The 23,901-nt window shown below is 66.8% G+C and carries 20 protein-coding genes; 16 read left to right on the top strand and 4 right to left on the bottom strand.

Annotated elements, in window-relative coordinates; all coding sequences use genetic code 11:
- The first annotated feature begins 110 nt into the window (after window positions 1–110).
- Window positions 111–2,729, top strand: a complete 2,619-nt coding sequence (locus tag ACVPT3_RS11415) for a PAS domain-containing protein (RefSeq protein ID WP_492041005.1) — start codon at window positions 111–113, stop codon at window positions 2,727–2,729.
- Between the two features lie 90 nt (window positions 2,730–2,819).
- Here the strand turns inward: ACVPT3_RS11415 and ACVPT3_RS11410 are convergent, their stop codons facing one another.
- Window positions 2,820–4,052, bottom strand: a complete 1,233-nt coding sequence (locus ACVPT3_RS11410) for a sensor histidine kinase (protein ID WP_492041004.1) — start codon at window positions 4,050–4,052, stop codon at window positions 2,820–2,822.
- A 349-nt stretch (window positions 4,053–4,401) separates the two neighbouring features.
- On the opposite strand from ACVPT3_RS11410, the gene ACVPT3_RS11405 reads away from it, so the two are divergent.
- The 8 genes from ACVPT3_RS11405 to ACVPT3_RS11370 all read left to right on the top strand — a co-directional run bounded on the left by ACVPT3_RS11405 (window position 4,402) and on the right by ACVPT3_RS11370 (window position 12,733).
- Window positions 4,402–5,907 carry a CoA-acylating methylmalonate-semialdehyde dehydrogenase gene (locus tag ACVPT3_RS11405; RefSeq protein ID WP_492041003.1) on the top strand — a complete coding sequence of 502 codons (1,506 nt, stop codon included), beginning with the start codon at window positions 4,402–4,404 and terminating at the stop codon, window positions 5,905–5,907.
- 5 nt (window positions 5,908–5,912) lie between these two features.
- The gene (locus tag ACVPT3_RS11400; RefSeq protein WP_492041002.1) at window positions 5,913–6,233 is read left to right on the top strand and encodes a hypothetical protein; all 321 of its coding nucleotides are present in this window, start codon (window positions 5,913–5,915) and stop codon (window positions 6,231–6,233) included.
- A 6-nt stretch (window positions 6,234–6,239) separates the two neighbouring features.
- Window positions 6,240–7,379: an acyl-CoA dehydrogenase family protein gene (locus ACVPT3_RS11395; protein WP_492041001.1), complete on the top strand. Its 1,140-nt coding sequence runs from the start codon at window positions 6,240–6,242 to the stop codon at window positions 7,377–7,379.
- Window positions 7,376–8,431 (top strand): enoyl-CoA hydratase/isomerase family protein, encoded by a 1,056-nt coding sequence (locus ACVPT3_RS11390; protein ID WP_492041000.1) that lies wholly within the window; start codon window positions 7,376–7,378, stop codon window positions 8,429–8,431. The genes ACVPT3_RS11395 and ACVPT3_RS11390 overlap by 4 nt, the downstream gene beginning before the upstream one ends.
- Before the next feature lie 28 nt (window positions 8,432–8,459).
- Window positions 8,460–9,362: a 3-hydroxyisobutyrate dehydrogenase gene (gene mmsB / locus ACVPT3_RS11385; RefSeq protein WP_492040999.1), complete on the top strand. Its 903-nt coding sequence runs from the start codon at window positions 8,460–8,462 to the stop codon at window positions 9,360–9,362.
- 94 nt (window positions 9,363–9,456) lie between these two features.
- Entirely contained in the window at window positions 9,457–10,413 is a 957-nt protein-coding gene (locus ACVPT3_RS11380) for a flavin reductase family protein (RefSeq protein ID WP_492040998.1), read from the top strand.
- A gap of 73 nt (window positions 10,414–10,486) precedes the next feature.
- Entirely contained in the window at window positions 10,487–11,671 is a 1,185-nt protein-coding gene (locus tag ACVPT3_RS11375) for an acetyl-CoA C-acyltransferase (RefSeq protein WP_492040997.1), read from the top strand.
- Window positions 11,672–11,758: 87 nt separating this feature from the next.
- Window positions 11,759–12,733: a bile acid:sodium symporter family protein gene (locus ACVPT3_RS11370; protein WP_492040996.1), complete on the top strand. Its 975-nt coding sequence runs from the start codon at window positions 11,759–11,761 to the stop codon at window positions 12,731–12,733.
- Here the strand turns inward: ACVPT3_RS11370 and ACVPT3_RS11365 are convergent.
- Entirely contained in the window at window positions 12,726–13,136 is a 411-nt protein-coding gene (locus ACVPT3_RS11365; protein ID WP_492040995.1) for a hypothetical protein, read from the bottom strand. The genes ACVPT3_RS11370 and ACVPT3_RS11365 overlap by 8 nt on opposite strands.
- Before the next feature lie 92 nt (window positions 13,137–13,228).
- Between ACVPT3_RS11365 and ACVPT3_RS11360 the strand changes: the two genes are divergently transcribed.
- Window positions 13,229–13,966: a cyclic nucleotide-binding domain-containing protein gene (locus ACVPT3_RS11360; RefSeq protein WP_492040994.1), complete on the top strand. Its 738-nt coding sequence runs from the start codon at window positions 13,229–13,231 to the stop codon at window positions 13,964–13,966.
- Window positions 13,967–14,203: 237 nt separating this feature from the next.
- Here ACVPT3_RS11360 and ACVPT3_RS11355 read toward each other — a convergent pair whose 3' ends face one another.
- Together ACVPT3_RS11355 and cydD are read right to left on the bottom strand one after the other, a co-directional pair.
- Entirely contained in the window at window positions 14,204–15,856 is a 1,653-nt protein-coding gene (locus tag ACVPT3_RS11355; protein WP_492040993.1) for an amino acid ABC transporter ATP-binding/permease protein, read from the bottom strand.
- Entirely contained in the window at window positions 15,856–17,457 is a 1,602-nt protein-coding gene (cydD, locus tag ACVPT3_RS11350; protein ID WP_492040992.1) for a thiol reductant ABC exporter subunit CydD, read from the bottom strand. The genes ACVPT3_RS11355 and cydD overlap by 1 nt, the downstream gene beginning before the upstream one ends.
- Window positions 17,458–17,654: 197 nt before the next feature.
- Here cydD and ACVPT3_RS11345 point away from each other — a divergent pair, with 197 nt between their 5' ends.
- The 6 genes from ACVPT3_RS11345 (at window position 17,655) to ACVPT3_RS11320 (ending at window position 23,837) form a co-directional block, all read left to right on the top strand.
- On the top strand, window positions 17,655–19,232 hold the full coding sequence (locus ACVPT3_RS11345) for a cytochrome ubiquinol oxidase subunit I (protein ID WP_492043816.1): 1,578 nt from the start codon (window positions 17,655–17,657) through the stop codon (window positions 19,230–19,232).
- Between the two features lie 26 nt (window positions 19,233–19,258).
- Window positions 19,259–20,407 carry a cytochrome d ubiquinol oxidase subunit II gene (gene cydB / locus ACVPT3_RS11340; protein WP_492040991.1) on the top strand — a complete coding sequence of 383 codons (1,149 nt, stop codon included), beginning with the start codon at window positions 19,259–19,261 and terminating at the stop codon, window positions 20,405–20,407.
- Between the two features lie 19 nt (window positions 20,408–20,426).
- Complete coding sequence (gene cydX, locus ACVPT3_RS11335; protein ID WP_492027705.1) at window positions 20,427–20,573, top strand: cytochrome bd-I oxidase subunit CydX; 147 nt, start codon at window positions 20,427–20,429, stop codon at window positions 20,571–20,573.
- Window positions 20,560–21,954 (top strand): oxygen-independent coproporphyrinogen III oxidase, encoded by a 1,395-nt coding sequence (hemN, locus tag ACVPT3_RS11330; RefSeq protein ID WP_492040990.1) that lies wholly within the window; start codon window positions 20,560–20,562, stop codon window positions 21,952–21,954. Before cydX ends, hemN begins: the two co-directional genes overlap by 14 nt.
- 122 nt (window positions 21,955–22,076) lie before the next feature.
- Window positions 22,077–22,742, top strand: coding sequence for an OmpW/AlkL family protein (locus tag ACVPT3_RS11325; protein WP_492040989.1), 666 nt, complete (start codon window positions 22,077–22,079; stop codon window positions 22,740–22,742).
- 150 nt (window positions 22,743–22,892) lie between these two features.
- Entirely contained in the window at window positions 22,893–23,837 is a 945-nt protein-coding gene (locus ACVPT3_RS11320; RefSeq protein WP_492040988.1) for a DUF808 domain-containing protein, read from the top strand.
- Window positions 23,838–23,901: the final 64 nt, after the last annotated feature.

The raw sequence follows: 23,901 nt of genomic DNA, 5'->3' as shown, positions 1-23,901 counted from the left end.
GGTCCTCTGACCGGACATCCGTGGTGCGATGTGAACCGTAGATTTCTTGGCGTGTTGTGGGTGTGTGCGCCCCCCCCCCCCGAATGGGTGGCGCAGGGGAGCCGGAGCGATTGACTGTATCTGAATCTGACGATCAAACCGTCTCTGAAAAGGCGGGGCGAGACGCCCTTCGCATCGAGGCGGAGGTGATGGGTCTGGACCGCAGCACCGATCCATTCGTGTCCGCCGTGCGCGCGACACGAATGCCGATGATCATCACCGATCCGCGTCAAGCCGACAATCCCGTGGTGTTCGCCAATGACGCATTCTGTCGCCTGACAGGCTACGACCGCGAAGACATCGTGGGCCAAAACTGTCGATTTCTGCAGGGGCCCGAGACGAATTCGGAGGATGTCCGACGGATACGAGAGGCTGTCGACGCCGTCCAACTCATCGAAACCGACATCCGTAACTACCGCAAGGATGGAAGCCCGTTCTGGAACCGTCTGCTGATGGCCCCCGTGTTCGACGCAAACGGCGCCTTGGCCTATTTCTTCGCCAGCCAGGTGGATGTCACGGCTGATCGCGAGCGTCTCGCCGGGCTCCAAACCGACAAGGCGGCGCTGGAGGCGGAACTGACCGCGCGCCAGCGCGCGGATCACGAGCGGGACCGCGAACTGGATTTGGCTATGCGGGCCGGCGGGCTAGGCGCCTGGAGCGTCGATGTGCGGACACGCACCCTGGTGGCCTCCGAAGCCTACAAGACCTTGATGGGTTGGCCAGCCGAGGCGCCGTTCACCTACGAAGACCGCCAGGAAATGATCCACCCCGATGATCGCGATGCGGTCCTCGCACAGAGCGAGGCGACCATCAGGGAGGGTGCGGACTACTACATCACGCACCGCGTCATTACCCCGCTCGGGGATGTGCGCTGGATGGAGGCGCGCGGGATACTGGTGCTCGGCCCTGACGACAGACCGGTGCGGATCGCGGGTGTGACCACCGACATTACCGAGCGGGTGCGCTCCCAGCGTTTGAGTTCCGCGATGGTGGAATTGTCGGACGTCCTGCGCGACCTTGAGGACCCCGAGGACATCACTTATGCCGCCGCGGAAATCCTGGGTCGCACCCTGGATGTAAGCCGCGCCGGCTTTGGTATCGTCGACCGAGATCGAGAAACCATCACCATCGCGCGCGACTGGAATGGACCCGGGGCTGAAAGCCTCGCGGGCGTAAGGAATTTTCGCGACTACGGCTCCTATATCGAAGACTTGAAGCGCGGGGTGACGGTCTGTTTTTCGGACGCCCAGGAAGATCCGCGTACGATGGAGACAGCGGACAAGCTGGAAGCCATAAAGGCCCGGGCCGTCGTCAATATGCCGCTGAAGGACCAGGGCGGCATGGTCGCCCTGGTCTATTTGAACCACGCCACCGCCCGAGTCTGGCAGGAGGATGAGATCCGGTTTCTCAGCGACGTCGGCGAACGGACGCTGGCGGCGCGTGAACGCCGCCGCGCGGAACGGCATCTCGCCAAGCTGGCGGCCTCCCTGGAGCGGACAGTAGAGCAGCGGACCGCTGAGCTGATGGCGAGCGAGGCGGCCTTGCGGCAGTCGCAGAAGATGGAGGCTGTCGGCCAGCTGACGGGCGGCATCGCCCACGACTTCAACAACCTGCTGACAGGAATAACCGGCAGCCTGGAGATGCTGGCCAAGCGCATCGCCGAGGGCCGCGTGTCCGAGACAGGGCGATTCATCGCTGCGGCTCAGGCGGCGGCCCAGCGGGCCACGGCCCTGACACACCGCCTCCTCGCCTTTTCCCGCCGTCAGACTCTGGAGCCGAAGGGGGTCGCCGTCGAAGCCCTGGCGCGCGGAATGGAAGACCTGATCCATCAGACCATCGGGCCAGCCATCCGGTTTGAAACCAACTACCACTCCGGGCTCTGGCCCATCCTCGTCGATCCAGGCCAACTGGAGAACGCGCTCCTCAATCTCTGCATCAACGCCCGCGACGCCATGCCCGATGGCGGAACACTCGTCCTCGAGATTTCCAACCGCGTGATGGCTCCTGCGCTGGACGCCGACTTCAATTTGACGGCGGGCGACTATGTACGGATCAGCGTTACCGATACGGGCGTGGGCATGACCGAAGAGGTTATGGCTCGGGCTTTTGACCCCTTCTTCACCACCAAGCCCCTCGGCCAAGGCACCGGACTGGGCCTCTCGATGATCTATGGTTTTGTCCGGCAGTCGGGCGGCCAAGTTCAAATCAATTCGCGACCCGGCGAGGGATCCGTGGTGGCCCTCTATCTGCCGCGCCACCACGGCGTGGTTGAGGTCGGAGCCGGCCCGGAGGAGTATCCTGCGCCGACCATGTCGCCGCATCGACGGACCATCCTTGTCGTGGACGACGAGGCCACGATCCGAATGCTCGTGTCGGAGGGGCTTTCTGAACTCGGCTATGATTTCCTGGAGGCCGAGGACGGGAGCGTCGGTTTGGAGGCCTTCAACTCGGACCGGCCGATTGATCTTCTCGTCACCGACGTGGGCCTGCCGGGCGGCATGAACGGCCGGCAGTTGGCCGACGCCGCCCGCATTGGCCGGCCGGAGCTCAAGGTGCTGTTCATCACCGGTTACGCCGAGACCTCTGTTCTGAGCGGCGTCGATCTCGACCCAGGCATGCACATCCTGACCAAGCCTTTCGAACTCAAGTCCTTAGCGCGTCGGGTGCAGGCCATTCTGGGCGATGACTGAGGGCGTTGGGCCGGTTGGCTGTGGCGTGTCCGAAGGCCGTGTCGCCGAGACCTCCGTTCGATATACGACTTTCCGCTCGGGAGGTCGGGACTAGGCGGACCGACGATGTGGCCTCGGGACTTCTGAAAGGTCGGCCTGCTCCGGTTGGACAGTCCTGGCGACGCCGTGATCGAGGGCAGGGCGAAGCCGGCTCACTTGTCGATCCGGTGTGTCCGCGTCCTGATCGAGGGTGTTAAGCGTGAAGGCGAAGGCGGCGCCGCCCAAGGCGCTGGGCGCTAGATCGATGTCGCCGCCGTGCGCCTGTGCGATCGTGCGGCAGATCGAAAGCCCGAGCCCCATTCCGCCTGGCTTGCTGCTAGCCAGGGGCTGGAAAAGCCTGTCGACCATCTGCGCCGGCACACCAGGCCCATTGTCGCTGACGATCATTCTAAACCCTTGGGGAGTTTGCGATCCGGCGATTTCGACCCTGCGCCGCATGCCGTTCGCCGGCGCGTCCATCGCGTTCCTGACCAAGTTTATGACAAGTTGCTGGAGTTGGACCCTGTCGCAATGGGCGAAGTCCTTCGGATCCAAGCGTGCTGATACCTTTGCATCAGACTCGCGCGCATGGATATTCAGGATCGGCATGATCTCGTCGATTACCTCGGCGACATTCTCGAGCTTCTGAAAACCCTTCTCGTGGGTCATCAGAGACCGAATCCCTCGGATGATGTCCGAGGCCCGTTCGACCTGGCCTTGGGCCGAACAAACCAACTTTTTCAGGTCCGACCTGTCCGGCTCAGCTGCGGCGAGAAAACTGTTCGTCGCCGCCAGGAAGTTGGTTGCCGCGGACAGCGGTTGGCTAAGTTCGTGAGCTATCATCGACGCCACCTCGCCCAGCGAATTCAGTCGCCAGTTGTAGGTGATCTGGAGCCTAAGATCCTGAAGAGCCACTTCCGCGGCGACGTGGCTCGTCATGTCCTGAATGAAGAGGGTGAAGATGTCACGGCCGTCCTTGGAGAACTGGGCGGCCTGAAGATCCACCAGGGCGTAGCCGCCATCCGGACGTTTGATCCGCCAGTGGAAGTCGTTTCCAACCCTGCGGCTCAGCGCGTTGACCTCTGCGATACCGGATGACGACCTCAATGCGGCCACATCGAAACCGTCGATCAATTCGGCGATGTGGATCGGTTCTGGGCCTCCCAGCGAGCGCCCGAAGAATTGGTCCGCCTTGGTGTTGGAGCAGCAGACTAAACCCGCCTCATCAAGGCCGACGATGGCTATCGGCGCATCCATGACGATGATGTTCGCAAAAGACTCCAACCGATCCTCCCATCCGCTCATGACATCTTCCCTGTGTCGAGAAGTTCGCGTCACTAGCTATAGTTGAAACATGTATGTTGATTTATGTCATTATGGAAAACTCCAATATCTGTTTAATCGAGATTTTGTTCTGATAATCAGTATCAATATCTTTTGAATTTCCTCATCGTCAAAGAGGTGAAGGGCGCTCAACGAGGTGAAGCAGGTGATGTTGTTGAATCATGTTGCCGCCTGCCTGTGAGGGGCTATCTCTGTCATCAACTTGTCGCAAACACTCGTGGGCCGTCTTTTTCGCTCGACGGGCTGCAAGAGGACGATCTTGCCTGCTATGACGCCGTCAACAGCAATAACCGCATAGGGACTCTCAGGTATGGTGCGCGACATTCGCCATTTCATCGACGGCTCGGCATTTGACGGCGCTTCGGGTCGTTTCGGCGACGTCTTCAATCCCAACACCGGAGAGGTCCAGGCCCGCGTACAACTGGCCAGTGTCAGCGAAGTCGATCGCGCGGTCCAGGCGGCCCAGAACGCCTTCAACGGCTGGGCCAGCACCAATCCGCAACGCCGCGCCCGCGTCATGTTCGACTTCAAGCGCCTGGTCGAGGCGCGGATGGACGAACTGGCCGAGCTTCTGTCCAGCGAGCACGGCAAGGTCATTGCTGACTCGAAAGGCGACATCCAGCGCGGACTGGAGGTGATCGAGTTCGCTTGCGGCATCCCCCACGCGCTGAAGGGCGAATACACCCAGGGCGCCGGCCCGGGCATCGACGTCTACTCCATGCGCCAGCCGCTGGGCGTGGTCGCGGGCATCACCCCGTTCAACTTCCCCGCCATGATTCCGATGTGGATGTTCGGGGTGGCCATCGCGGTCGGCAACACCTTCGTGCTGAAGCCGTCCGAGCGGGATCCGTCCCTGCCGGTGCGGCTGGCCGAGCTGATGCTGGAGGCCGGGGCGCCCAATGGGGTTCTGAACGTGGTGCACGGCGACAAGACGGCGGTCGACGCCATCCTGACCCACCCGCTGGTCCACGCTGTCAGCTTCGTCGGCTCGTCCGACATCGCCCACTATGTCTATCAGACCGGCGCCGCCAATCATAAGCGGGTCCAGGCCATGGGCGGGGCCAAGAACCACGGCATCGTCCTGCCTGACGCGGATATGGCCCAAGTGGTCAAGGATCTGACCGGCGCCGCCTTCGGCAGCGCGGGCGAGCGCTGCATGGCCCTGCCGGTGGTCGTGCCGGTCGGCAAGAAGACCGCCGACGAGCTGCGCGAGCGACTGGTGGCGGAAATCCCTGCGCTGCGGGTCGGGGTCTCGACCGACGCCGGCGCCCACTATGGTCCCGTCGTCACGGCCCAGCATCGCGACCGCATCGCCGGCTGGATCGAGAAGGGGGTGCAGGAAGGCGCCGAACTGGTCGTCGACGGCCGCGACTTCAGCCTGCAGGGGCACGAGAAGGGCTATTTCATCGGCCCGTCGCTGTTCGACCATGTGAAGCCCGACATGTCCTCCTATCAGGAGGAGATATTCGGCCCGGTGCTGCAGATCGTCCGCGCCGAGACCTTCGAGGAGGCCCTGGCCCTGCCGTCGAACCACCAGTACGGCAACGGCGTCGCCATCTTCACCCAGAACGGTCGCGCGGCGCGCGACTTCGCCGCCCGCGTCAATGTCGGCATGGTCGGCATCAATGTGCCGATCCCGGTGCCGGTCGCCTATCACACCTTCGGCGGCTGGAAGCGCTCGGCCTTCGGCGACATCAACCAGCACGGCATGGAGGGCGTCCGCTTCTGGACCAAGACCAAGACCGTCACCGCCCGCTGGCCCGACAGCGCGCTGGAGCATGCGGACAGCTCGTTCGTCATTCCGACGATGCGCTGAGGCAGATGATCGCCACGGTGCTTAAACGAGTTTGGTGGCTTCTCGCGCTGAATGCTCTGGCGATGGTCGTTTACAGTTGGGCAGATTCACCAGGGATATATGAACCCGCTGCGCGCTCATTCGACGTGGAATACGCCTTGATGGGCTATCTAAGAGTCAGGTCTGTTCTGCCGTTCTTGGTTCTTGTTTGCCTGATCGACGTGGTGTGGATTGCTCTTCGCCTACGTCGAATCCGTCGAGGCGAATCCCAGGCATTTGCTGGCAGTTTACTCGCCCTCAGCGGCGGCTGGATCGCCACTTACGTCATCAACCGAATCCTTGGCTAGACGATTATGGACTTCGCCCTTACCGACGACCAACGCGCCATACAGGACGCGGCGCGCGCCTTTGCCGAGGCCGAACTGGCTCCGAACTCGGCCCGCTGGGACGAGGAGAAACACTTCCCCGTCGAGGTGATGAAGCAGGCGGCCGAGATGGGCTTCTGCGGCATCTATACGGGAGAGGAACACGGCGGCATGGCCCTGGGCCGGGTCGAGGCGGCGCTGATATTCGAGGAGCTGTCGCGGGGCGACGTGGCGACGGCGGCCTTCATCTCGATCCACAATATGGCGACCTGGATGATCGACCGGTTCGGCTCGGACGATCTGCGCGCGCGGTTCGTGCCGGATCTGGTCGGCATGGAGAAGATCGCCTCCTATTGCCTGACGGAGCCGGGATCGGGGTCGGATGCGGCGGCGCTGCGGACGACGGCGGTGCGGGACGGCGACCACTATGTGCTGAACGGGTCCAAGGCCTTCATTTCCGGCGCGGGGACCAGCGATCTCTATGTCGTCATGGTCCGCACGGGCGGCGGCGAGGGGGCGAAGGGTGTCAGCGCCCTCGTGGTCGAGGCCGGGACGCCCGGCCTATCGTTCGGGGCCCAGGAGAAGAAGATGGGCTGGAACGCCCAGCCGACCGCCATCGTCCAGTTCGATGACTGCCGCGTGCCGGTCGCCAATCTGCTGGGCGAAGAAGGGGCGGGCTTCCGTTACGCCATGGCCGGGCTGGACGGCGGGCGACTGAACATCGCCGCCTGTTCGCTGGGCGGGGCTCGGCTGGCGCTGGAGACGGCGCAGGATTACGTCGCCACCCGCAAACAGTTCGGCCGACCGATCGGCGAGTTCCAGGCGTTGCAGTTCCGCCTGGCCGACATGGCGACCGACCTGGAGGCGGCGCGGCTGATGGTGCTGCGCGGCGCCTGGGCCGTCGACACCGACCATCCGCAAAAGACCCAGTGGTGCGCCATGGCCAAGCGTCTGGCCACCGACGCCTGTTTCCAAATCGCCGACGAGGCCCTGCAACTGCACGGCGGCTACGGATACTTGAAGGATTATCCGCTGGAACGGATCGTGCGCGACCTGCGGGTCCACCGCATCCTGGAAGGGACCAACGAGATCATGCGCGTGATCATCGCGCGGGAGATGGCGCGATGAGCGAAGCCGAAATCATCGCCCGCATCGAGAACGGCGTCGGCCGGATCAGTCTGAACCGGCCCAAGGCTATCCACGCCCTGAACCGGGCGATGTGCGAGGCGATGACGGCGGCGCTACTGGCCTGGCGCGACGATGCGGCGGTGAAGTCGGTGCTGATCGACCATGCCGGCGAGCGCGGCTTCTGCGCCGGGGGCGATATCCGCATGATCGCCGAGAGCGGGGCGGGGGACGCGTCTGAGGCCAAGGCCTTCTTCCTGGCTGAATACCGGCTGAACCATCTGATGTTCGACTATCCCAAGCCGATCACGGCCATTGTGGATGGGATTGTCATGGGCGGCGGCGTCGGGATTTCGGAGCCGGCGGCCATCCGCATCGCCACCGAAAGGACCACCTACGCCATGCCGGAGACGGGCATCGGCCTGTTTCCCGACGTGGGCGGCGGCTGGTTCCTGCCGCGGCTGCCGGGCCAGACCGGCGTCTGGCTGGCGCTGACGGGGGCGCGGCTGAAGGCGGCGGACACGGTGGCGTTGGGGATCCACACCCATTTCGTGCCGGCCATCGATATCGAGGGGTTCAAGGCGGCGCTGCTGGCGAACCCTGCGGACCCGCTGGAGGAGGCGAACCGCTGGGTCTGCGCCACTGAGCCGGAAGAGGCGCCGCTGAACCCTCATCGCGAGGCCATCGACCGGCTGTTCGCCTTCGACACGGTCGAGGCGATTTTCGCGGCGCTGGAGGCGGACGGCTCGGAGTGGGCGTTGGCGCAACTGGCGACGTTGAAGACCAAGTCGCCGCAATCGCTGAAGGTCACCTTGCGCCAGCTGCGGACCGGGGCGACGCTCGCCGGCTTCGCCGAGAACATGGCGATGGAATACGCCCTGGGCGGTCGGGTGGTGCAGACCCACGACTTCCAGGAAGGCGTGCGGGCCGTCATCGTGGACAAGGACAATGCGCCGAAATGGTCCCCTTCGGACCTGTCGGGCGTTACGGAGGCGACGCTGGACGCGCTGTTCGCGCCGTTGCCGGACAATGAAAAATGGACGCCGCTGCCCTGACAGCGACGCCGACCAAGGGAGAGAGACCATGACCAAGATCGCCTTCATCGGCCTGGGTAATATGGGGGGCGGCATGGCCGCCAATCAGGCGAAGGCCGGCCATGCGGTCGCCGCCTTCGACCTGAACGCGGCGGCGCTGGAGCGGGCGTCGGCGGCGGGGTGCGCGCCTGCGGCCTCGGTCGCGGAAGCTGTGCGCGACGCCGAGGTGGTGATCACCATGCTGCCCGCCGGCCCCCATGTGCATAAGGTCTATGCCGAACAGATCATCGGCGCGGCCCCATCCACCGCCCTGCTGCTGGACTGTTCAACCATCGACGTGGAGACGGCGCGCAAGGTGGCGGGCCTGGCCAAGGAGGCGGGTTACGCCTTCGCTGACGCGCCGGTTTCGGGCGGCACGGCGGCTGCCGATGCGGGAACCCTGGCCTTCATGGTCGGCTGCGACGAAGGCGACTTCGCGCGCGTCGAAGCGGCGCTGGAGCCGATGAGCCGGATCACCATCCGCGCCGGCGATCAAGGCGCCGGTCAGGCGGCCAAGATCTGCAACAACATGCTGCTGGGCGTCTCCATGCTGGGCACGTGCGAGGCGATCGCCCTGGCCGAGAAGCTGGGTCTGGATCCGGAGCGGTTCTTCGAGATCGCGTCCAAATCGTCGGGCCAGTGCTGGAGCGTGACCAGCTATTACCCCTGGCCCGGCCCGGTGCCGACCGCGCCGTCGAACCGCGACTATCAGGGCGGGTTCGCCACGGCCATGATGCTGAAGGATCTGAAACTGGCCCAGGACGCGGCGGCCAAGTCGGGCGCATCCACGCCCCTGGGCGCCCAGGCCGAGGCGATGTACGCCCTGTTCGATGGACTGGGTCACGGCGGGCGCGATTTCTCGGCCATGCTGCAGATGTTGCGGGGGCGGTTGAGCGATCTGGACGCGGGATGATCCGATCCCCGGCCGCCGGCGTAAATCGTGGCGTCTGCGGCCGGACCTGCCCTATTAGACGCTTTTTACCGCTCGCACTGGACCGCCACGCCTCATGATTGCATCGCCGCCCCGGATCGGAGGCCTGGATGTCCAGGGTTGGGGCGATCCGGAAGATCCCGTCGTCCTGCTGATCGGCCCGCCCGAGCATTTCTCGCCCGACTGGCGCCAGTGGGTGCGGGCTCTGGTCGAGGCTGGGCGGCATGTGTTGCTTGCCCCTGCGCTGGACGCTGGCGAAGAGGCGACGGCTCTGCGCGGTTTGCTCACCGACATCTCGTCGCGGCCCGCTATCCTGTGTCTGGCCGACACCTTGGCGCGCGTGGCGCCGGCGCTGGTCGTTACCGGGCCGCCCCTGGCGAGTTGCCTGATCGTGGTGGGCCAGGCGCCGGTCGCGGCGACGGCGCCCTTGGACGACTTGCCGATCCTGACGCTGGACCCCGACACGCTGTCCGATCCGGCGGAGACGGCAGACGCCGTCATTCTGGCCTTCCTGGAGCAGCAGGCGCCCCGTGACGCCCTCTACTACCAAGCCGGGTCCGATCCCCGCACCCTGCGCGACGCCCTGGGCTGTTTCGCCACCGGGGTGACGGTGGTCACCACGTCGGACGAGGCGGGGCAGCCGGTCGGTCTGACCGCAAACTCCTTTTCTTCGGTGTCGCTGGACCCGCCGCTGATCCTGTTCTGTCTGGCCCGCAGCTCGTCCAACCTGGAGCGTTTCCAGCGGGCGGAGCATTTCGCCATCAACGTTCTGCACATCGGCCAGCAGCCGATGTCCGGCGCTTTCGCCCGGTCGTCGGCCGAACGGTTCGACGGCGTGGCCTGGGAGACCTGGGACACGGGCGCGCCCATCCTGTCCGGCTCGCTGGCCAGTTTCGAATGCGCGACCCATCAGGTGGTCGAGGCCGGGGACCATCTGGTCTTCATCGGCCGGGTCACGCGCGCCCGGTTCGAGCCGCGCCGTGACCCGCTGCTTTATTTCCGGGGCCGCTATCGTCGGCTTCATTTCGCCTGATTGCAGGTGCGCCCGGTTCACATCGGGCGGTCGGATCGCTATCTCAGACGCCAAAGCAAGAGGAAGCTCGCCCATGTCCGCCGATCCCGTCGTCATCGTCTCCTACGCCCGCACGCCGATGGGCGGTTTCCAGGGCGCGCTGTCGGACGCCAAGTCCACCGATCTGGGCGCGACGGCGGTGAAGGCGGCGCTCGACCGGGCGGGGCTCGATCCCAGCAAGGTCGAACAGATCATCATGGGCTGCGTCCTGCCCGCGGGTCTGGGCCAGGCGCCGGCGCGTCAGGCGGGCCTGGGCGCGGGCCTGCCGACCTCGACCGAGGCCACCACGATCAACAAGATGTGCGGATCGGGCATGCAAGCCGCGATGATGGCGCACGATGCCCTGCTGGCCGGCTCGGCCGAGGTGATCGTGGCGGGCGGCATGGAGTCGATGACTAATGCCCCCTATCTGATGCAGAAGCACCGGGGCGGCGCTCGGATCGGTCACGACGTCATTTCCGACAGCATGTATCTGGACGGGCTGGAAGACGCCTATGAGCCCGGCAAGCTGATGGGGCAGTTCGCCGAGGATACGGCCAAGGCCTATCAGTTCACCCGCGAACAGCAGGACGCCTATGCGACCGAAAGCGCCGGTCGCGCCAAACGCGCCCAGGACAGCGGCGATTTCGACGCCGAGATCGCGCCGGTCGAGGTCAAGACCCGCAAGGGCGTGGTGGTGGTCGATCGCGACGAACAACCGACCAAGTCCGATCCGTCCAAGATCCCCAATCTGAAGCCCGCCTTCGGCAAGGACGGCACCATCACCGCCGCCTCGGCCGCCTCGATCTCGGACGGCGCCGCCGCCTTGGTCATGATGCGCCAATCGACGGCCGAGGCCCTTGGCCTGACCCCGGTCGCGCGTGTCGTCAGCCAGGCCGCCCATGCCCACGAACCCAGCCTGTTCACCACCGCGCCGGTCTTCGCCTTGCAGAAGGCGTTGGCAAAGGCGGGCTGGACGGCGGACGATGTCGATCTGTGGGAGGTCAACGAGGCCTTCGCCATCGTGCCGATGATCGCCATGCAGGAGCTGGGCGTCCCGCATGACAAGATCAACGTCAACGGCGGCGCCTGCGCCCTGGGGCACCCGCTGGGCGCCTCGGGCGCGCGCGTCCTGACGACCCTGCTGTCCGCTTTGAAGGCGCGCGGCAAGACCCGGGGCATGGCCGCCCTGTGCATCGGCGGCGGCGAGGCGACGGCCATGGGCGTCGAACTGATCTAGCCGTCGTCTGTTGTCGCGGGGGCGCCCTGTTGGCGGCGGTGATCCTGGGCTTGCCGCCCCGACGGGACAAGGCCTAGGACGGGCTTCATGACTGCACTGCGCCGGCTGATCGACCCCTATCTGCTCATGCTGATCGGCACGGTGGTGCTGGCGGCGCTTGTTCCGGCGAGGGGCGTCGGCGCGGCTGCGGCGGAGGTCGCGGCGACGGCGGCAATCGCCCTGCTGTTCTTCCTGTATGGGGCCCGGCTGTCGCCTGGAGCGATATGGGCGGGGCTGTCGCACTGGCGGCTCCAGGGAACGGTGCTGGCTAGCACCTTCCTTCTGTTCCCGTTGTTGGGGCTGGCGGTGTTCTGGGCTACGCGGTCCTGGCTGGCCGAGGATTTGAGGGTCGGCCTGTTCTATCTGTGCCTGCTGCCGTCGGCGGTGCAGTCGTCGATCGCCTTCACATCCATCGCGCGAGGCAATGTTCCGGCCGCTCTGTGCGCGGCCTCGGTTTCCAACCTGGCGGGGGTTGTGATCACGCCCTTGCTGGTGATGCTGTTGCTGCCGGTGGGGAGCGCGGGGGTTTCCCTGTCGTCGGTCGAGAGCATCGCCCTGCAGATCTTGGCGCCCTTTCTGGCGGGGCAGGCGGCGCGGCCGTTGATCGGGGGGTGGCTGATGCGGCATGGGCGGCTGACCTCGGCGGTGGATCGAGGATCGATCCTGCTGGTGGTCTATGTGGCCTTCAGCGCGGGGGTGGTGTCCGGGGCCTGGACCCGGCTGTCGCACCTGGACCTGGCGTTGGTGGTGGTGCTGGACATTGTGATTCTGGGCATAGCCCTGGTGGTCACGACCCTGGCCAGCCGGAGACTGGGCTTCTCGCGCGAGGACGAGATCGCCATCGTCTTCTGCGGGTCCAAGAAGAGCATGGCCAGCGGCTTGCCCATGGCGGCCATCCTGTTCGCCGGGCAGAGCGTGAGCCTGATCGTCATCCCCCTGATGCTGTTCCATCAGATCCAGCTGTTCGCCTGTGCGGTTCTGGCGAGGCGGTATGCGCAGGCGCTCCCGGTCGAGGTCAGATGACGCGGTGAAGGACGGCGGCGTCGGCGATCTGGCGCATGACGGCCTCATGGCCCGGAGCGTCGATGGGGCTGGACAGGCCGATGGAGCTGCACCCCCGGCGGGCCAGGTCGCAGGCGGCGGCGACCAGGGGCTCGATCAGCTTTTCCGGCCGTAGGAGGTCGAAGGCGACCAGGGTGTCGACCATGAACTGTCGCTCGCCCGAGGGGGTGGTCGAGATGGAATAGGCCAGTATGGCCCGGACGCATTCGTTGGCCACGGCGGCGAGTACTCCGCCCGAGGCGGGGGGCGCATCGACCCGGGCGCGCCACGAGTCCAGCGTGAGGCGCGGGTTCCCCATGTGGGCCAGCACATAGGTCTGGTCGGCTTCGCCGCTTTCGAGGCGGCGATATTGGAGAGCGCTCATTCTCGGCCCCTTAGGCCATGGACGAAAGGACCGCCTTGATCTCCGTCAATCCGTTTGCGTCCATCGGATGCGAGGCCTAACCTCTGCGAACCATGCTCGAACTCAGATCCCTGCCCACGGACTGCGCCCAGCGCCGACAGGATTCGGTGTGTTCGACCTGTGGCGCGCGGGCGTTCAGCGTGTGCAGCAGCCTGGATCCTTCCGACCTGGCCGGGCTGGACGCCATTGCCGAGCGGGTGTCGCTGAAGGCGGGCGAGTCCCTGATCCGCGAGGGGGATCCCGCGGTCCACCTGTTCAACATCACCTCGGGATCGGTGCGGATCTACAAGCTGCTGCCGGACGGGCGGCGTCAGATCACGGGCTTCCTGTTCGCCGGCGACTTCGTCGGTCTGGCGACCGGTCAGGACTACGCCTTCTCGGGCGAGGCCATCGAGGATGCGACCCTGTGCCGGTTCCGCAAGACCGATTATCGCGCCCTGATCCGCGAGCGACCGCTGCTGGAAGAGGCCCTGCTGGATCGGGCGACGCACGAACTGGCGGCGGCGCAGAACCAGATGCTGCTGCTGGGCCGCAAGACGGCGCAGGAGCGGATCGCCTCCTTCCTGCTGGACCTGCCCACCCGGGATCCTTTGCGGCCGTCGGCCGAGGATCAGGTGCGGCTGCCGATGACGCGGTCGGAGATCGCCGACTATCTGGGCCTGACCATCGAGACCGTGAGCCGGGTGTTGACCAAGTTGAAGACGACCGGGGTGATCCGGCTGCTGGCCCTGAACGAATTGCGGATCGAACAGCCCGATCGTCTGCGCGACATCGCCGAGGGCGAGACCTAAGCCCAGACCCGGCAAATGCAGTGGGTGGCGTCGTAAAATCATACCGCCAAACCGCCAAACCGCCAAAATGCAGCTTCATCCCTTATGTCCTTCGCCTCTGCGTCATCGAGGTTCGTGGCGCGGAGAGGAGTGTAACCCGGCGGGCGGGCCTGTCGGGTTGAAGGGTGAAAACGCGCCGCAAACCCGCAGCCCGGCGTGAATCGCAGCGCGCGCAAATAAATCCGGGTGTGGCCGTCTTCAGACCAGGGCCTGCTGACGGTGGGCGGTCAGACGCACGCGGCCGTCGGTTCCGACGCCCTCGATCCGCAGCGTGCGGTCGCACAAACGGGTCGGGGCCGGGCGGTGGCTGACGATGATCAGGCCCTGGCCAGCGGCCTTCAGGCGACGGTCGAGCGCGGTCAGAACCTGGGCCTCGGTTGCGGGGTCCAGGCCCTCGGTCGGTTCGTCCAGCACCAGCCAGGGCGCGGGCCGCAGATAGGCGCGGGCCAGGCCGAGGCGGCGGCGTTCGCCGCCCGACAGGCGCTCGCCATTGGGACCGACGCGGGCGTCCAGGCCCGCCGGATCGGCGCGGACCCGGTCGGCCAGGGCCGCATCTTCCAGCGCCCGCCACAGGGCATGATCGTTTGCGGGCCCCGCGAGCAGCAGGTTCTCGCGGATCGTGCCGTCGATCAGGCGGATGTCTTGAGCGGCGTAGGCGAACAGGGCCAGCCGGTCGTGGGATGCGATGTCGGCGATGTCCCGCCCGTCCAGTTGCGCCTCGTCCGCGACGGCGTCGCGAAGGCCGACCAGGCGTTCGATCAGCGTGGTCTTGCCTGCACCGGACGGACCGATCAGGCCCAGGCGGAGGGGCGGCGCCATTCGGGCGCCGTCGGCCGAGAGGATCAGGCCGGCGTCGGTCGGCGCGGGCCCATGCCGCGCCGGGGCTGCCGAGGCGAGGGCGTCGAGACGGCGTGTCGCCTCCACGGCGGCGCCGTTCTGCAACAGGGCGCCGACCAGACCGGCGGCGGATTCGATGCCCATGACGGCGGCCAGGGCGGCGAGGGCCGTCATCGGCAAGGGGGCGCCCAGGGTGGCGGGGATGACGGCGGCGACGGCGAGGCCCGTGACTGCGGCCTGCCAGACGGCCATCCAGCCGGCGGCCTGGGTCAGGGCGATCTGGGCTCGGTCGAGCGCAGCCGCGGCCTGGGCGGCCTCGCCGGCGGCCCAACGGTCCAGGCCATAGGCCTTGAGCTCCGGGGAGACGGCCTCGAGCGCAGACAGCCGATCCTTGAGCTCGCCCGTGGCGATCTGGACCGCGCGACCGGCGGGGGCGGCCAGACGACGGGCGATCAGGATCGATCCCGCCGCGCCGAGACCCATGGCGAGCAGCAGCATCAGACCGGCGAGGGGGCTGGCCATGCCCGCGAGCAGGGCGGACGAGGCGACGCCCGCGCCCATGGCCCATGGGGCGGAAAGTCGGACGAACAGGGTCTGGATCGCGTCCACATCCTGCACCAGTCGGGCCGAGGCCTCGCCGGACGACAGGGACAGGGCCTGGGCCGGAGGCGCGGAAGCGAGGGCGTCGAACAGTTGCGGTCGCAGCCGCGCCAGGGCCTTCAGCGCCGCCTCATGGCCGGCGACGCGTTCGATGTAGCGGGCGCCGGTGCGCAGGACGGCCAGCAGGCGGATGGTGGCGCTGGGCATCATATAGTTGAAGGCCTGGACGGCGACGGATCCGGCGACCCCGGCGATGGCGGCGCCGGTGATGAACCAGCCTGACAGGCCCAGCAGACAGGCGGCCGCGACCGCGACAGTCGCGCCCCCCGCAGCGGCGAGGCGCAGGCGGGTTCGCTGAGCCTGCCGTTGCGCGGCGATCAGGGCGCCGACGCGCGAGGGAAGGGGACGGGTCATCACAGGCGCACCACGCGGTCGGCCATGGCCGCGACGGCGGCGGAATGGGTGGCGATCAGGGTCGTGCGGCCCCGCGTCGCCTGGCGGATCAGGTCCAGCATGGCTTCTTCCGCAGCGGGATCCAGATTAGCCGTCGGCTCGTCCAGCAACAGGATGGGCGCGCGCTTCAGAATGGCGCGCGCCAGGCCCAGTCGCCGCCGCTCGCCGCCCGACAGGCCGCCGCCGCGTTCATCGATGGGGCGGTCCAGGTCGCCGAACAGGCCGGCCTCTCCGGCGGCGACCAGGATGCGGCCGGGGCAGGCGGAGGGATCGGCCAGACGGATATTGTCGCCCAGCCCGCCTGGAACGACGACGGGGTTCTGGCTGGCCCAGGCGATCTGGCCGGCGAAACCGCCCGCCTCGCTCAGGCGCGCGCCGCCGACCTCGACCTCGCCGGCGGTCAGGGGCGACAGGCCCAGGAACAGGTGCAGCAGGCTGGACTTGCCCGAGCCGCTGGCGCCGACCAGGGCGACGATCTGGCCGGGGCGCACGTCGAGGTCGAAATCGGCGATCACCGGCGCGGCGTCGCCATAGGCGATGGAGACCTTGGAGAAGCGGATCGCCGGGGCGTCTTCCGGCAGGATATGGCGGTCCCGCGCCGGGGCTTCGGGCGTGATCAGGGCGGGGACGGCGGATTCGGCGGCCTGGCGGTCATGATAGGCGGCGGCCAGCCGACGCAGAGGCTGATAGACCTCGGGCGCCAAGGCCAGGACGAAGAAGGCGCGGCTCAGATCCAACTGCTCCGGCGCGGGGAAGGGGAGCAGTTTCAGCAGATTGAAGCCGCAATAGACGGCGATCAGGGCCACGGACAGGGCCGAGAAGAACTCCAGCACCCCGGACGACAGGAAGGCGATCCGCATGACGCGGTTGGTGCGACGCTCCAACTCGTCGGAGGCGCGGGCGATTTCGGCGGTGGTGCGGGTGCGGGCGTCGAAGGCCAGGATGGCGGGGAGGGCGCGCACCCGGTCGACGAACAGGCCCGACAGCCGTTCCAGTGCCTGGAACTGGCGGCGGCTTTCGCCCGCCGCAGCCGTGCCGGCCAGGATCATGCCGAAGATGAAGGGCATCAGGGTGAACAGAAGTATGCCGGCCGAAAACGGGCTGGCTACGGCGGCGACGGCGATGATCAGCAGGGGCGACAGGCCGGCGGCCATCTTCAGCGGGGTGAAACGGGACATATAGCCGTCCAGCGCGCCGACGCCTTCGACGACAGCGGTCAGGCGATCATCGGAACGGGCGCCGCGTCCAAACAGGTCGGCCAGCAGCCGGTCGCGCACGCTGGTCTTGACCGAGCGGCCGAGGCGCGCCCCGACGACTACCGCGGCCTGGCCGACCAGGCCGCGGGCGATAAGGCTCACCACCGCCAGCAGCAGCCAGGGCAGGGCGGCGAAGGGCGAGACGCCGAAGGTCGCCACGGTCATGGCCAGACCGCCGGCGAAACCGACCGCCGGAACCACATCCGCCACAGCCAGAAGACCCGCCAGGGCCGTCAACCGACGCCAGGGCGCGGCGGCCTGTTTGAGCCAGGCTGCGGGGGAAGCCGTGATCGGCGCCGAGGTCATTCGAACACTCCAGCCTCGGGACGCCCCGAAAGCCATTGGACAAACCGTCGTTGGGCGAAATGTCCAAGGACGATCAGTCCACTACGACCCACCGTGCAACGGGGCTTTGATCGAAATCAAGGCGACCGCCCCGCCTTGGTTCTAGGGCGGGAGAAACGTCGGTCGTCGGGGCCGGCTACAAGGAGCCTAGAGCCATGATCGACCTCGCGGTCGTCGACCTATCCAGGCTGCAGTTCGCGCTGACAGCCCTTTATCACTTCCTGTTCGTCCCCCTGACCCTGGGGCTGTCGTTCATGCTGGTCATCATGGAGTCGATCTATGTGATGACCCGCCGGCCGATCTGGCGAACCATCACCCGCTTCTGGGGCACGCTGTTCGGCATCAACTTCGTGCTGGGCGTCGCGACCGGCATCACCATGGAGTTCCAGTTCGGCATGAACTGGAGCTATTACAGCCACTACGTCGGCGACATCTTCGGGGCCCCGCTGGCCATCGAAGGCCTGATGGCCTTCTTCCTGGAAGCCACCTTCGTCGGGCTGATGTTCTTCGGCTGGGAAAAGCTGAAGCCGTCGGCGCACCTGTTCGTCACCTTCATGGTGGCGCTGGGCACCAACCTGTCGGCCGTGTGGATCCTGATCGCCAACGGCTGGATGCAGAACCCGGTCGGCGCCGCCTTCAATCCCGACTCGATGCGGATGGAAGTGACGGACTTCATGGCCGTGATCTTCAACCCGGTGGCCCAGGCCAAGTTCGTCCACACCGTCAGCGCCGGCTATGTCTGCGCCTCGGTGTTCGTGCTGGGGGTTTCCGCCTTCTATCTGCTGCGCGGCAAGCATGTCGGCTTCGCCAAGCGGTCGATGACGGTGGCTTCGGCCTTCGGTCTGGCGGCTTCGCTGTCCGTCGTCGTCCTGGGCGACCAGTCCGGCTATGCCCTGACCGATAACCAGAAGATGAAGCTCGCCGCTCTGGAGGCCATGTGGCACACCGAGCCCGCGCCGGCCGGCCTGACCCTGATCGGCATCCCCAGCATGAAGGACCGCGAGACCCACTACGGCGTCCATGTGCCGTGGATCATGGGCCTGATCGCCACCCGCACCATCGACAAGCCGGTTGAAGGCATCTTCGAACTGGTCGCCACGGCCGAGACGCGGATCGAATCCGGCGTCATCGCCTATGACGCCCTGGAGAAGGTCAAGGCCAACCCGGCCGATCCCGCCGCCCGGGGCCTGTTCGAGACCCATCGCCGCGACCTGGGCTATGGCCTGCTGCTGAAGCGCCACGTCGCCGATCCGCGGATGGCCTCGCCCGAGCTGATCCAGCAGACGGCCTGGGAGACGGTGCCGAACGTGCCGGCCCTGTTCTGGAGCTTCCGCATCATGGCCGGCGTCGGGATGTTCATGATCCTGTTCTTCGCCACGGCCTTCTTCCTGTGCACCGTGCGCAAGCATGACACCCGCTGGTTCCTGCGCCTGGCCGTCCTGGCCATCCCGCTGCCGTGGATCGCGATCGAGTTCGGCTGGATCCTGGCCGAGTTCGGGCGTCAGCCCTGGGCGGTGGAAGGCGTGCTGCCGACCTTCCTCGGCGCCTCGTCCCTGACCGTGCCCCAGCTGTGGGCGACCATCATCGGCTTCACCGCCCTGTACGGCGCCCTGGCCGTGGTCGAGGTCCGGCTGCTGCTGTTCGCCATCAAGAAGGGTCCGTTCCACGAGCAGGAAACCTTCGCACCCGCCCCCGAGGCGCCCGCGACGCCTGTCGCCGCGCCCGCCGTGGCCTGAACCAGAGAGACTTAGGACATCCGACAATGGATCTTCCAATCGACTTCGCAACCCTTCGCCTGATCTGGTGGGCCCTTCTGGGGGTTCTGCTGATCGGCTTCGCCCTGACCGACGGTTTCGACCTGGGCGTGGGGGCCCTGCTGCCCTTCGTCGCCAAGACCGATGAGGAGCGCCGGATGGTGATCAACACCGTCGGCGCGACCTGGGAAGGCAACCAGGTGTGGTTCATTCTGGGCGGCGGCGCGATCTTCGCCGCCTGGCCCTTCGTCTACGCCGTCAGCTTCTCGGGCTTCTACCTGGCCATGTTCCTGGTCCTGTCGGCCCTGATCCTGCGGCCGGTGTCGTTCAAGTACCGCTCCAAGCGGGCGTCGCCCAAGTGGCGGTCGTTCTGGGACTGGTGCCTGTTCATCGGCGGCTTCGTACCGGCCCTGGTGTTCGGCGTCGCCGTCGGCAACGTGCTGCTGGGCGCCCCCTTCCGCCTGGATAGCGATCTGCGCTCCTTCTACGACGGCAGCCTGCTGGGCCTGTTCACCCCCTTCAGCCTGATCGCCGGCCTGCTGTCGGTGGCCATGCTGGTGCTGCACGGCGCGGCCTGGCTGTCGGTGAAGGCCGAAAAGGGTCCGGTGCTGGAGCGGGCGCGTCTGTACGGCACGATCGCCGGCGTTCTCGCCTTGGTGCTGTTCGCGGCGGGCGGCCTGTATATGGCCTTCGGCGGCGTCGGCTACCGGATCACGGGCGACCTGGACGTCCAGGGCTTCTCCAACCCGCTGCGTACGACAGTCGAGGCCGCGTCCGGCGCCTGGCTGGACAACTACGGCCGCTATCCGTGGATGATGATCGCCCCGGCCCTGGGCTTCGTCGGCGCGGTGGTCGGGCTGTCGGGCATGTGGCTGAGGTCCGCGCCCCTGGCCTTCGGCGGATCGTCGCTGTCGACCGTCGGCATCATCTCGACCGTCGGCCTGTCGATGTTCCCCTTCATCCTGCCCAGCTCGATCGATCCGCAGTCCAGCCTGACGGTCTGGAACGCCTCCTCCAGCCACGTGACCCTGTTCATCATGCTGATCTGCACGCTGATCTTCCTGCCGATCGTCCTGATCTACACCAGCTGGGTCTATTCCGTGCTGTGGGGGCGCACCTCGACCGCAGCCCTCAAGACCAACCCCGACCTCTACTGAGCTCAAGGAGCATCAAGTCATGTGGTATTTTTCCTGGATCCTGGGTGTCGGTCTGGCGGTGGGCTTCGGCGTGCTGAACGGCCTGTGGCACGAGTTCCATCTGTTCGACGAGGGCGACAAGGGTCTGTCGGTCGACGCGGCGAAAGAGGGCGATGTCCCTCTCTAGCCCCACCGGTGCGCGCCATGGCGGCGTGCAGACGACGCGCGAGCTGATCGCCCGCTACGACGCCCACGCGCCGCGCTACACTTCCTATCCGACGGCGGCGCAGTTCACGCCCGCCGTCGGGGCCGCCGACTGGGGGGCGTGGCTGTCGGCCGCGCCCCTTGATCGCGCGGCGTCGCTGTATCTGCACATTCCCTTCTGCAAGCGGCTGTGCTGGTACTGCGGCTGCAACACCCGGGCGATGAACCGGGTCGCGCCGATGAGCAGCTATGTCGACTTGCTGCTGGAGGAGGCCGACCTCGTGCTGGCGCGGATCGGTCGCCGGGTGCGGGTCGGGTCGATCCACCTGGGCGGCGGCACGCCCAACATGCTGCCGCCGCAAGAGCTGGAACGGCTGTTCGCCGGTCTGGCCGCCCGTTTCGACCTGGGCGACTGTTTCGAGATCGCCGCAGAATTGGACCCCGAAGTCCTGACCCAGGACTGGGTCGAGGCCGCCGGGCGGATCGGCCTCAGCCGCGCCAGTCTGGGCGTGCAGGACCTGTCGCCCAAGGTTCAGGCGGCGGTGAACCGGCCCGAGTCCTTCGAGACCATCCGATGGGCGGCCGAGGCGCTGAGGGCGCAGGGCGTCACCTCGCTGAACCTCGATCTGATGTACGGCCTGCCGCTTCAGGCGGTCGAGAATGTGATCACCACCGTGGCCCAGGTCGCAACGCTGCGACCCGACCGGATCGCCCTGTTCGGCTACGCCCATGTGCCGTGGATGAAGCCGCACCAGAAGCTGATCAACGAGGCCGACCTGCCGGGACCCGAGGCGCGCTTCGCCCAGAGCCAGGCGGCGGCGCGGTATCTGGTGCAGAAGGGCTGGCAGGCGGTGGGTCTGGATCATTTCGCCCTGCCGCACGACTCTATGGCCGCAGCGGTGCGGGCCGGCCGGCTGCGTCGCAACTTCCAGGGCTATACGACCGACGAGGCGCCGGTGCTGATCGGCCTGGGGGCGTCGTCGATCAGCCGCACGCCGCAGGGCTTCGTCCAGAATCTGACCCAGGAGCGCGACTGGCGCGCCGCTGTCGAGGCCGGAGACCTGCCCGTCGCGCGGGGCGTGACGCTGGATCCGCACGACGCCTTCGTCGGTGAGATCATCGAGCGGCTGATGTGCGACTTCGCCGTCGATGTCGCCGCGATCGCCGGCCGACACGGGCGAGCGCTGAGCGAGGTCGAGCAAGCCTGGCCCCGGCTGCTGCAGTTCCAGCTGGACGGACTGGCCGAGGTCTGCGGGTCGGTGGTGACGGTCACGGACCTGGGCCGGCCCTTCGTGCGCGCCGTCTGCGCCGCCTTTGATCCCGCCGCCGTCGACATCGAGAAGCGGCACGCCCGCGTGGTCTGATTGGACAGATTGTCCAACCCCTGCATGGGTTTGCGCTGGATCAAGGCCGGACCCGCGCAGGGGGCGCATCTCCCCTTCAAGACGCTCGGACAGGTCGCATGAGGCGGCAGCGGGCGTCGGGGATGAGCAAGATGAAACTGAAAACCCTGATCCTCTCAGCCGTCGCCGCCGCCGCCTTCGCCGCGCCGGCCCTCGCGCAGAGTCCTGCCGCCTGGGAAATGCCCAAGAAGGGCGACTGGATCATCACCGGCCGCGTGACCGACGTCTTTTCCGAGGCCGACAACGCCATCACAACCGCCGCCGGCGTCGATTCCGGCCTGAAGGTCGATGTGGGCGACAGTGTCATGCCGACCCTGGGCTTCACCTATTTCCTGACCGATCACTGGGCGGTCGAAGCCATCCTGGGCACGACCAAGCATGAGATCCGCGCCCAGGGCGGAACGACCGACGTCGCCGTGCACGAGACCTGGGTCGTGCCCCCGATCGTGACCCTGCAATATCGCCCGCTGACCGAGGGCCGTTTCAGCCCCTATGTCGGCGCGGGGATCAACTACATGCTGTTCTACAGCGGCGAGGACAAGAACGGCTTCAAAGTCGATCTGGACGACAGCTTCGGCTACGCCCTGCAAGCAGGCGCCGACATCGGCATCCAGGGGCCGTGGAGTCTTAACCTCGACGTCAAGAAGGTGTGGGTCAGTGTCGACGCCGACGTCAATGACGGCGCTCTGAAGAGCGAAGTGGATCTGGACCCGTGGGTCGTTTCCGTGGGGGTGGGCCGTAAGTTCTAAAAAAATCGACATCGGAAATGCGTTCGAAATGGAAGCCCCGCCGGTTCGCCGGCGGGGCTTTCGCTCGTTTGCGGAGACGCTCGACAAAACCGGCGTCGCGCCCTAGCGAGAGGCGAGCCGCGTGTTGCGGTGCAAACTCGGGATTTCCGCATGCCTTCCGGTCTGATCGCCCTGCTCGACGATGTGGCGGGGATCGCCAAGATGGCGGCGGCCTCGATCGACGATGTCGGGGCTGCGGCGGGCAAGGCCTCGACCAAGGCCGCGGGCGTGGTGGTGGACGATGCGGCGGTGACGCCGCGCTATGTCACAGGCCTGTCGCCCAGTCGGGAACTGCCGATCATCGGCAAGATCGCCCTGGGGTCTTTCCGCAACAAGCTGATCTTCATCCTGCCGGCGGCGCTGTTGCTGAGCGCCTTCGCCCCCTGGGCCATCACGCCGATCCTGATGTGCGGCGGGGCCTATCTGTGTTTCGAGGGCGCTGAAAAGCTGATGGAGGCCTTCGGGCACGCCGGCCATGAAGAAGAGGCCGCCGCCGTGGGCGATCCCGCGTCGCTGGAAAAGGCGACCGTGGCGGGGGCTGTGCGTACCGACCTGATCCTGTCGGCCGAGATCATGGCCATCGCCCTGGCCGACGTCTCGACCCAGCCGATCGTGACCCAGGCGGCGATTCTGGCGGTGGTCGGCGTCGCCATGACCGTCGCCGTCTATGGCGTCGTCGGTCTGATCGTGAAGATGGACGACATCGGCCTTCATCTGGCCGAGCGCCCCAATGGCGGAGTGCGCGCCCTGGGACGGGGCCTGGTCAAGGGGATGCCGGTGGTGATGAGCGCCCTGTCGATCATCGGGACCGCCGCGATGCTGTGGGTCGGCGGCGGCATACTGGTGCACGGGACGCATACGCTGGGCCTGCACTGGCCCGCCGAGCCGCTGGAGCATCTGGCCCATACGGTCGGGGCCGCGACGGGTCCTCTGCACGGCGTGATCAGCTGGGCTGTGACGGCCTTGGGGTCGGCCATCATCGGCGTGATCGTCGGCGGGGTGATCGCCCTGCTGGTTCATCAACTGGGGCGGCTGCGGTCCAAGTCCGCCCACTGACGCTGCGAGCGCCTCGGCTGTCATGCGTTTGCCATCGCCGGCCCGTACAGCGCCTGCCTGAATA

The organism is Brevundimonas sp. FV1ps31S (genome assembly GCF_058681265.1).
Note: the sequence above shows the minus strand (reverse complement) of the source record. Positions and strands in the feature narration are given on the sequence as shown.

Bases quoted from the DNA above. Each gene is read 5' to 3' on its own strand.
- ACVPT3_RS11405 (WP_492041003.1), top strand. From the start codon at position 4,402: ATGGTGCGCGACATTCGCCATTTCATCGACGGCTCGGCATTTGACGGC.
- cydD (WP_492040992.1), bottom strand. From the start codon at position 17,457: ATGACCTCGGCGCCGATCACGGCTTCCCCCGCAGCCTGGCTCAAACAG.
- cydB (WP_492040991.1), top strand. From the start codon at position 19,259: ATGGATCTTCCAATCGACTTCGCAACCCTTCGCCTGATCTGGTGGGCC.
- cydX (WP_492027705.1), top strand. From the start codon at position 20,427: ATGTGGTATTTTTCCTGGATCCTGGGTGTCGGTCTGGCGGTGGGCTTC.
- ACVPT3_RS11410 (WP_492041004.1), bottom strand. From the start codon at position 4,052: ATGAGCGGATGGGAGGATCGGTTGGAGTCTTTTGCGAACATCATCGTC.
- ACVPT3_RS11355 (WP_492040993.1), bottom strand. From the start codon at position 15,856: ATGACCCGTCCCCTTCCCTCGCGCGTCGGCGCCCTGATCGCCGCGCAA.
- ACVPT3_RS11320 (WP_492040988.1), top strand. From the start codon at position 22,893: ATGCCTTCCGGTCTGATCGCCCTGCTCGACGATGTGGCGGGGATCGCC.
- ACVPT3_RS11360 (WP_492040994.1), top strand. From the start codon at position 13,229: ATGCTCGAACTCAGATCCCTGCCCACGGACTGCGCCCAGCGCCGACAG.
- hemN (WP_492040990.1), top strand. From the start codon at position 20,560: ATGTCCCTCTCTAGCCCCACCGGTGCGCGCCATGGCGGCGTGCAGACG.
- ACVPT3_RS11375 (WP_492040997.1), top strand. From the start codon at position 10,487: ATGTCCGCCGATCCCGTCGTCATCGTCTCCTACGCCCGCACGCCGATG.
- ACVPT3_RS11380 (WP_492040998.1), top strand. From the start codon at position 9,457: ATGATTGCATCGCCGCCCCGGATCGGAGGCCTGGATGTCCAGGGTTGG.
- ACVPT3_RS11325 (WP_492040989.1), top strand. From the start codon at position 22,077: ATGAGCAAGATGAAACTGAAAACCCTGATCCTCTCAGCCGTCGCCGCC.
- ACVPT3_RS11400 (WP_492041002.1), top strand. From the start codon at position 5,913: ATGATCGCCACGGTGCTTAAACGAGTTTGGTGGCTTCTCGCGCTGAAT.
- ACVPT3_RS11390 (WP_492041000.1), top strand. From the start codon at position 7,376: ATGAGCGAAGCCGAAATCATCGCCCGCATCGAGAACGGCGTCGGCCGG.
- ACVPT3_RS11395 (WP_492041001.1), top strand. From the start codon at position 6,240: ATGGACTTCGCCCTTACCGACGACCAACGCGCCATACAGGACGCGGCG.
- ACVPT3_RS11370 (WP_492040996.1), top strand. From the start codon at position 11,759: ATGACTGCACTGCGCCGGCTGATCGACCCCTATCTGCTCATGCTGATC.
- ACVPT3_RS11365 (WP_492040995.1), bottom strand. From the start codon at position 13,136: ATGAGCGCTCTCCAATATCGCCGCCTCGAAAGCGGCGAAGCCGACCAG.
- mmsB (WP_492040999.1), top strand. From the start codon at position 8,460: ATGACCAAGATCGCCTTCATCGGCCTGGGTAATATGGGGGGCGGCATG.